Origin of the sequence: uncultured Senegalimassilia sp. (assembly GCF_902464545.1) — a bacterium.
In the GTDB taxonomy this organism is placed as follows: Bacteria; Actinomycetota; Coriobacteriia; order Coriobacteriales; family Eggerthellaceae; genus Senegalimassilia.
In genome coordinates this window covers 1-8588 of the sequence record NZ_CABQJR010000040.1, presented here as the reverse complement: position 1 = coordinate 8588, position 8588 = coordinate 1, and the positions used below count along the sequence as shown (strand labels likewise).

Here is an 8588-nt window from a genome sequence, read left to right as displayed (position 1 = left end):
GCCGGCCCGAAGGTCATCAACGAGCAGTCCCGCGAGGCCATGAAGGAGATTCTGCATCGCATCCAGAACGGCGACTTCGCCCGCGAGTTCGTCGCCGACTGCAAGAACGGCCACAAGTGGCTCTTCGAGCAGCGCGAGGCCATCAACAAGCACGAGATCGAGCAGACCGGTGCCAAGATCCGCGGCATGTTCTCCTGGGTTAAGTCCGACGAGGCCGAATAGCGCGAACGTTTCGGTTTTGGCCGCGTAGCCATATCGGGGTGCCGGCCATCCCGTGAATCGGTTTCCCTCAAGGGGCCGGGCATATCGCCCGGCCCCTTTTCGCTGTTTACGGCTATGTTGGGCTTGGAGCGTATAGAGGGGCAGGCGGCTTGCGTTCATTCGTCGGCGCGGTTTCGAAAGCCCTTGCTCATGTCGCGGTTTGCTGTCCGGGGCTCCCCTTGCGCGTTCCGTCGACGAGCCGGTTTTCGCGCATTCGTTCGCGACAATCGGCCTTTCTCCGGATATTTGAATATCGGGTGCGCCGTGAAGTTTCGCGTTGTGTAGTATAGAGGCGTATGCGAACACAACACGAAGGGTGGTTTTTGCGCATGACGAAGAAGGTCCTGGTTACCGAGAAGCTGGCGCAGGCCGGTTTGGACCGCCTTGCGGAGAAGGGCTTGCAGGTAGATGTCAAGCTGAAGATGTCCACGGATGAGCTCATCGAGGCCATCCCCGAATACGACGCGCTCGTGGTGCGCTCCGCCACGCACGTCACGCGCGAGGTCATCGCCGCGGCTTCGAAGCTGCGCACCATCGGCCGCGCGGGCGTGGGCGTGGACAACGTCGACGTCGAGGCCGCAACCGAGGCCGGCATCATCGTATGCAACGCCCCCACCTCCAATATCGTCTCCGCCGCTGAGCAGACCATGTGCCTGATGCTCGCGTGCGCGCGCAACACCGCTCAGGCCAACGCTAGCATGCATGCGGGGGAGTGGTCGCGCGGCAAGTTCTGCGGTAGCGAGCTGTATGAGAAAACGCTGGCCATCTTCGGCCTGGGCCGCATCGGCGGCCTGGTGGCAGAGCGCGCCCGCGCGTTCGGCATGCACCTGGTGGGCTACGACCCGTATTGCAGCCCTGAGCGCGCCGAGCAGCTCGGCGTGGCGCTCTACGACAACATGGACGAACTCCTTCCCCTGGCAGATTTCATCACGGTGCATCTGCCGAAGACCGACGAGACCATCGGCATGTTCGGCCCCGAACAGTACGCCGCCATGAAAGACGGCGTCATCCTGGTCAACGTGGCGCGCGGCGGCATCTACAACATCGACTCGCTCGCCGACTTCATCGCAGCCGGCAAGATCGGCGCCGCTGGCATCGACGTCTTCGAGGACGAGCCCTGCACGCAAAGCCCCTTGCACGAGTTCCCCAATGCTATCCTGACGCCTCATCTGGGCGCCTACACCTACGAGGCGCAAAGGCGCGCGGGCGTGCAGATCGCCGATTACATTGCCGCCGGCCTTCAGGGCAGCGTCGTTCCCACCGCGCTCAACATGGCGCCCGTGCCGCCCGAGGTCATGGACGCCGTGGGCCCGTACGTGCCTGCCTGCCAGATGATGGGCAGCATGCTCGCCCAGCTGGGCGGGGAAGTGCCCAAGCGACTGTCGCTCACCGCTTCGGGCAAGGCCGCTCCCGCCGATGCCACCATCCTTATGGCCGGCACCCTTCAGGGCCTGCTTTCCTACAAGAACCTGGCAACGGTGGTCACGCCCGTCAACGCCGAGGCCGTCGCCCGTCGCCACGGCATCCGTGTGGACACCGGCGCGCACGCATCCGCCGGCGCGTACTCCTCCTCGGTGACGGTCGTCGCCGATGGCCGCGAGATCGGCTGCACGCTTTCCGGCGAGGATCAGCACGTGCGCCTCATCTCGCTGCTCGGCTACAAGGTTGACATCGCCCCTGGTCCGCAGGCGCTCATCTTCCAGTATGAGGACCGCCCCGGCCGCGTGGGCACCATCGGCTCCATTCTTGGCGACGCCGGCATCAACATCACCACCATGCAGATCGTCAACGACCCCGAGGCAGGCCAGGCCATCGTCTACATGAACATCGAAGGCGAACTCGATGACAGCGTGCTGGCCAAGCTGCGCGAGAACCTTGAGGACCTGAAGAACCTCTGGTACGTGAAGCTGTAGCCGGGCAACCGCATATCGCTATGCGCCCGCCGCGTGAAATCGCGGCGGGCGTTTTTGCGTTCAGACGGTCGAAAGGGTTCGCATTTCGGCGGCTAACGTTTGCTTGCGCCTTGCCGACTGTGGAGCCCCCGCATTTCAGCGGCAAAAGGCTCCCTTGCGTTCCGTCCCCCGATCGCGCCCTGCAATGTGGGGGTGGTCGCCGGACGCTTCTTTGCCTTCCTGCTGCCGGATGCCCCTCCGACCTGTCGACCCGATACCCCTTCGCGTTTAAGCATGCGAAAATCCTCTGCTTACAGCTCCATGATCGCGCCCGATGCCGCAAAAGCGTTCTCAAATGCTCGGTTTGGTCAAGATTTAACATGTGGGTAACTTGTTGAACGTAGTTTTAACTCGACCGTTGCGCTAGGTGTATTAGAATGATTTGCGTTTTGTAAATAGAGCCGAAAGGAACGGAAATGACGCGCAAGATCGCAATTTTCGACACAACGCTGCGCGACGGCGAGCAATCGCCGGGCGCTTCCATGAACACCGAGGAAAAGCTTGTTGTGGCGCGTCAGCTGCTACGTTTGAACGTCGACGTCATCGAAGCAGGTTTCCCGATCTCGAGCCCCGGCGACTTCGAGAGCGTCCGCCGCATCGCCGAGCTGGCTGGCGATGACGCCACCGTCGTCGGCCTGACCCGTGCCGTGGCCAAGGACATCGACCGCGCCGCGGAGGCGTTGAAGTACGCCAAGCGTCCCCGTATCCACACGGGCATCGGCGTCAGCCCCAGCCATATCCACGACAAGCTCCGCATCACCGAGGATCAGTGCATCGAGCGCGCGGTGGCCGCCGTCAAGCATGCGAAAAGCTACGTCGAGGACGTCCAGTTCTACGCCGAGGACGCCGGCCGTGCCGACTATGCGTTCCTGGCCAAGGTCATCCAGGCCGTCGTCGATGCCGGCGCAACCGTCGTGAACATCCCCGATACCACCGGCTATAGCCTGCCCGACGAGTTCGGCCGCCGCATCAGGTACCTCATGGAGAACGTCCGCGGCATCGAGAACGTCACCGTCTCGGTCCATTGCCACAACGACCTGGGCATGGCCACGGCCCTGTCGCTGGCCGGTGTGGAAAACGGCGCAACCCAGATTGAGTGCACCATCAACGGCCTGGGCGAGCGCGCGGGCAACACGGCCATGGAGGAAGTGGTCATGGGCATCAAGATGCACGGTCAGGAGCTTGACGCCCACACCGACATCAACACCCGCGAGTTCCTCAAGGCCTCCCGCCTGGTTTCGTCCATCACTGGCATCAACGTGCAGGTGAACAAGGCCATCGTCGGCGCCAACGCGTTCGCGCACTCCTCCGGCATCCATCAGGATGGCGTGCTGAAGAAGCGCGATACCTACGAGATCATCGATCCGGAAGAGGTCGGCGCCGGCAAGTCCCAGATCGTGCTCACTGCGCGTTCGGGCCATGCCGCGTTGAAGCATCGCCTGGAGGAGCTCGGCTACGAGCTTGACAAGGAGAAGCTCGACAAGATGTACGATGCCTTCCTTGATCTGGCGGACAAGAAGAAGGAAATCTACGACGAGGATCTCGAGTCGCTCATGAACGAGAGCCATCGCAACGAGGCTGCGCTGTATTCGCTGGAGTCCGTGCAGATATCCTGCGGCTTCCCGCTCAAGCCCACAGCTACCGTCACGCTGCGCAATCCCGCCGACCAGGTCGTCACCGCATGCGATTTCGGCACCGGCCCGATCGATGCCGTGTACAAGGCCGTTAACAAGATCGTGCAGGTGGACAACGATCTGACCGAGTTCTCGGTGCAGGCCGTCACGCGCGGCATCGACGCCTTGGGCGAGGTCACCATCCGCGTGACCGCTCCCGACGGCGAGGTGTACACGGGTCGCGGCGCCGATGGCGACATCGTCGTGTCCTCCACCAAGGCCTACCTGAACGCGTTGAACCGTCTTCTGAACGACAAGGCGGAGCACGCGAAATAGAGCGCTGCGCATCATGAGCTTCTAGCAACGAAAACGGCCTGCGAACGAATGGTTCGCAGGCCGTTTCGTGTTAAGGGCGATATGCAGGGCGAAAGAAATTGGTCATGCATACGTATGTCGCTCAGCGTTGTCTGCAGCGAATCGCATGGGATGCGAATTGCGAGATTGGTCGCAGTTGCCTCACGATGATCACAACACGCGTCGCAGCTGTTGCTTTTTGATCTCGCTCTCAAGCGAGGAATGCACGATATTCTGAAACGGCTTGACGTCTGCGGTGATATCGGCACAAGTGGGGTCGCACACCTTATGCTGGAGATAGGACAAGATCGCCCCGGTATAGAATTCCGACAAGAATCGGACGTTTCCTTCCGACAGATAGCGGTTCGACAGAATGAAGCGGATATCCGCCGCCATCGCAGGGACGTACAGGCGGTACAGGTAGGCCTGCAGGCTGTCGGGCCCGCTCATGCGCAGCGTTTTTGCATAGTATGAGCGGCGATACTGGAAGCATTCGGCCAGCATGTCGAAGAACACCGAGCCATCTAAGCTGCGCACGCCGACTTTCTTATGGACGTAGTAGGGAAGGGAAGGGAAGGAGTCGTCGCCCTCGGGCTCGAAGAGCAGGTCATCGTCGGCGACATTGGACTTCAACACGTCGGCAAGATCGCGACGGAATACCCATCGAATCAGGTGCTCCTTGCTCTCGAAATGATAATAGAACGTTTTGCGATTCTTACCGGATGCTGCGACGATGTCGGAGACTGAGATCTTCTCTATCGGCTGATGCTGTGCCAGCTCGATGAACGAGTTCCCCAAAAGCCCCATAGTGTCTAACGAACCCATGGTGTGCATCCTTTCTGCGCAGCCGCCGCCAAAGCGCCGATAGGCCATGTATGCAATCTTTCTAGCTAGTTTACAGTATACATCAGATGGACAGCGAACAACAAATGGGGGGATGAAGAAATAGCGTACCTCTGTGCGATGTTTCGAGTAAAACATCTGCAAGACACAGAATAACCCCAGGTCAAGCAAATTATGTACGGAAGTTATCAGTTCACCCTCGATTTAATAGGTATTCGCTATGACAGGCCAAAATGGCTAAAAACCACTCAAAACCGGCATAGTGACCGGTTCCGGCTGTTTTGCAAGCGCGTATAGTTCAGCTCAAGGAAACCGGGCAAATCCCGGAGGTCCGGCAAAACTCGAGCCAAGGAGAGAAGATGGACTTCAATTTGACCGATGAGCAGCAGATGCTGCTCGAGAGCGTGGATGAGTTCTGCGAACGCTACTTCACCGAGGACGTCGTGAAGAAGATGTACGAGGATCACGGCATGCCGCAGGAGATCGCCGAGGCTTATCGCGACGCTGGTTTCGGTTTGATGGGCATTCCCGAGGAGTACGGCGGAATCCCGATGGATCGCGTGACCATCGGTCTGATGATCGAGCGCCTGTACCAGAAGAGCGGCTGCATGCACATCCTGTATCAGAACTCCCTGTCCATGTTCGACATCATGGAGTTCGGTACCGAGGCTCAGAAGCAGGAGGCCATGGACCACTACATGGAGACCGGCTGGCCGATCGCTTCCCTCTCCATCTCCGAGCCCGGCGCCGGTTCCGACAATCGCTCCATGACCACGGTCGCCAAGAAGCAGGCTGACGGCACCTACAAGCTGTCCGGCCAGAAGACCTGGGTGACCATGGGCGAGAAGCTGCCCTACACCATCGTCGTCGCCAAGGACGAGGATCCCAGCCACGACAACGGCAACATGTCCCTGTGGTTCGTCAAGATGGACACCCCCGGCGTCTCCACTGCTCCGCTGCACAAGATCGGCCAGCAGTGCATCCCGTTCTGCGAGGTGTACCTGGACGACGTCGTCCTCACCGAGGATCAGCGCATGGGCGAGCCGGGCAAGGGCTTCATGATGCTCATGAAGAACTTCGAGGTCGAGCGTTCCTACATCGTCGCCGAGCAGGTTGGCCTGGCTCAGGCAGCCCTCGAGGACGCCGCCAAGTACGCTAACCAGCGCATCGCCTTCGGCAAGCCGATCACGCGTTTGCAGATGATCCAGGAGCTGCTCGCCGACATGGAGATCAAAGTCCAGAACACCCGCAACATGCTGTACAAGACGCTGTGGATGATGGACAACGACCAGCCCGTCCAGCTCGAGTCCGCCATGCTGAAGCGCTATGGCTGCAAGGCTTGCTGGGAGGTCGCCGATTCCGCCCTGCAGATCTACGCCGGCCTGGGCTACACCACCGAGGTCCGCGTCGGTCGTCTGTGGGCCGACATGCGCGGCAACATGTTCGGCGGCGGCACCCATGAGGTCATGGCATACATCGCCGGCCGTCAGGTTGCCAAGAAGTACGCTGAATAAGCATCGCTTGTTTCATCGGGGCGCCCGCGCATCGGTTGCCGGCCGCCCCGTTTTCCCATCGTGGCATAACGCCCGTGGTAAACGGGCTGTATGTATCGTTTAAGTCTTACGAAAGGACGGATTCCATGAGGATCGCAGTGGCTTTCAAGGCCGTTCCCGACGCCCAGGACGTTCAGGTTGCGGGCGACCGCACGCTGGACTTCTCCAAGGCGAAGCTGACCATCTCCGAGTACGACAAGAACGCCCTGGAGCTGGGCGCTCAGTTGGCCGATGAGGCCGTCGCCATCACCGTTGGCGGCAAGGACATCGACAACTCCAAGCTCAAGAAGGACGTCATGGCTCGCGGCATGGGTCATCTGTACATGGCCGCTGACGAGGCTCTGGCCGATCTGGATGCAGCCGCCACGGCTGCCGCCCTGGCCGACGTGCTGGCCAAGGCCGGCGACGTCGACGCCGTCATCTGCGGCGACGGTTCCGCCGACAACTACCTGCAGCAGGTCGACGTGCAGCTGGCCGAGAAGCTCGGCTGGCCTGTCGTGACCGCCGCCTGCAAGGTCGAGGTCAACGGCTCCACCGCCGTCGTCACCCGTGCCCTCGAGGATTGCACCGAAGTCGTCGAGGTCGAGCTGCCCGCCGTCATCTCCGTCACGCCCGACGTCGCCGAGCCGCGCATCCCGGGCATGAAGGACATCCTGGCCGCCGGCAAGAAGCCGATGGACGTCGCCGGTGCCGACAACGCCCCGGCCGCCGCTCTGACCACGGTCGAGTGCCTGGCTCCTGAGCAGGTTGCCCGTAAGCTGGAGATCGTCGACGCTGCCGACGACGGCGCCATCGAGAAGCTGGCCGCCGCTGTCAAGGCCGCTCTGTAATCGGAAAGGTGAGGTGTCTTATATGAAGGCATTGGTTATCGCTGAGCACGCAGACGTCGCCCGTGAGCTGGCTGGCGGTGCTCGTGAGCTGGGCGCCGATGAGGTGTCCCTGGTTTGCTTCGGCGGCGCCGTCGAGGGTGCTTCCGACAAGGTCCTGAATGTTGCCGTGCCGGCTGGCGCGCTGGTCGACGATGCCGCTTATGCGCTGGTCGACGCCGCTAACGCTGCCGACGTGGTGCTGGTCGAGGCTACCCGCCGCGGTAAGGTCATCGCTGGCCGCCTGGCTGCCAAGCTGGGCACCGCCGCTGCAGGCGCAACCGTCGAGCTGACCGCCGAGGGCGGCCGCGGCACGTACTTCGGCGGCGTCGCCGAGCGCGTGCAGAAGGCCGCTGGCGACAAGCAGGTCTACATCGTCGCCGCCGGCGTGTGCGATGCTTCCAAGGCCGCCGGCGCCGCAGCTGCCGAGGACGTGGCCTGGGTTGCCCCCGAGCGCGCTGCCAAGGTCACCGGCAACGTCGAGCGTCAGAAGACCGCTGCCGACCCGACCAAGGCCGACGTCGTCGTGTCCGCTGGCCGTGGCTTCGCCGCTGAGGAGGACCTGCAGAAGGCCCGCGACCTGGCTGACAAGCTGGGCGGCGCCATCGCTTGCTCCCGTCCTCTGACCGAGGGCGTCAACTGGCTGCCCACCGAGCTCTACGTCGGCGTGTCCGGTATCACCGTCACCCCGAAGCTCTACATCGCCGCCGGCATCTCCGGCCAGATGCAGCACATGGTCGGCGCTAACCGCTCCGCTACCGTCATCGCGGTGAACAAGGACAAGAACGCCCCGATCTTCAAGCAGTGCGACTTCGGCATCGTCGGCGATCTCAACGAGATCCTGCCTGCGCTGACCGCAGCTCTGTAACAGGTCTGAAAGCCCGTCCTTCAAGGGCGGGCTTCTTCTCGATGCTGCGCGGGCGCTGGGCGTCCCATCAGGTTGCAGGGATCGATGCAGGGCTTCGGCCTTGCGATCGATCATCAGGCGCCCTGAGGCGCCGGGCGCCCGCGCCGATCATCGAACGATCCGCTGCTGAAGCGGGTCAACCAAGACGAGAACACGTTAGAAAGGACGAATGGTGGCTGAAGCTGATTTCGACATCATCGTCGTGGGATCTGGCTGCGCGGGCGGCGTGGCGGCTTACG

6 protein-coding genes and 1 pseudogene are annotated in these 8588 nt (G+C 61.9%); 6 read left to right on the top strand and 1 reads right to left on the bottom strand.

The window, feature by feature from the left end; translation table 11 throughout:
• The 3 genes and pseudogenes from RDW26_RS09000 to RDW26_RS08990 all read left to right on the top strand — a co-directional run.
• Positions 1–222 (top strand): annotated as a pseudogene (locus tag RDW26_RS09000) (ketol-acid reductoisomerase); the annotation flags it as partial.
• Positions 223–590: 368 nt separating this feature from the next.
• Positions 591–2174: a phosphoglycerate dehydrogenase gene (gene serA, locus RDW26_RS08995; RefSeq protein WP_307983336.1), complete on the top strand. Its 1584-nt coding sequence runs from the start codon at positions 591–593 to the stop codon at positions 2172–2174.
• Positions 2175–2629: 455 nt separating this feature from the next.
• Positions 2630–4162, top strand: a complete 1533-nt coding sequence (locus RDW26_RS08990) for a 2-isopropylmalate synthase (protein WP_114620356.1) — start codon at positions 2630–2632, stop codon at positions 4160–4162.
• A 189-nt stretch (positions 4163–4351) separates the two neighbouring features.
• On the opposite strand, the gene RDW26_RS08985 is transcribed toward RDW26_RS08990, so the two are convergent.
• On the bottom strand, positions 4352–5005 hold the full coding sequence (locus RDW26_RS08985; RefSeq protein WP_307983335.1) for a TetR family transcriptional regulator: 654 nt from the start codon (positions 5003–5005) through the stop codon (positions 4352–4354).
• A 377-nt stretch (positions 5006–5382) separates the two neighbouring features.
• Here RDW26_RS08985 and RDW26_RS08980 point away from each other — a divergent pair, with 377 nt between their 5' ends.
• From RDW26_RS08980 to RDW26_RS08970, 3 genes are all read left to right on the top strand, one after another.
• Positions 5383–6537, top strand: coding sequence for an acyl-CoA dehydrogenase family protein (locus RDW26_RS08980; RefSeq protein WP_042434421.1), 1155 nt, complete (start codon positions 5383–5385; stop codon positions 6535–6537).
• Between the two features lie 125 nt (positions 6538–6662).
• Entirely contained in the window at positions 6663–7406 is a 744-nt protein-coding gene (locus RDW26_RS08975; RefSeq protein WP_294398427.1) for a hypothetical protein, read from the top strand.
• A 22-nt stretch (positions 7407–7428) separates the two neighbouring features.
• Positions 7429–8310 (top strand): electron transfer flavoprotein subunit alpha/FixB family protein, encoded by an 882-nt coding sequence (locus tag RDW26_RS08970; RefSeq protein ID WP_294398423.1) that lies wholly within the window; start codon positions 7429–7431, stop codon positions 8308–8310.
• The last annotated feature ends 278 nt before the right edge of the window (positions 8311–8588 follow it).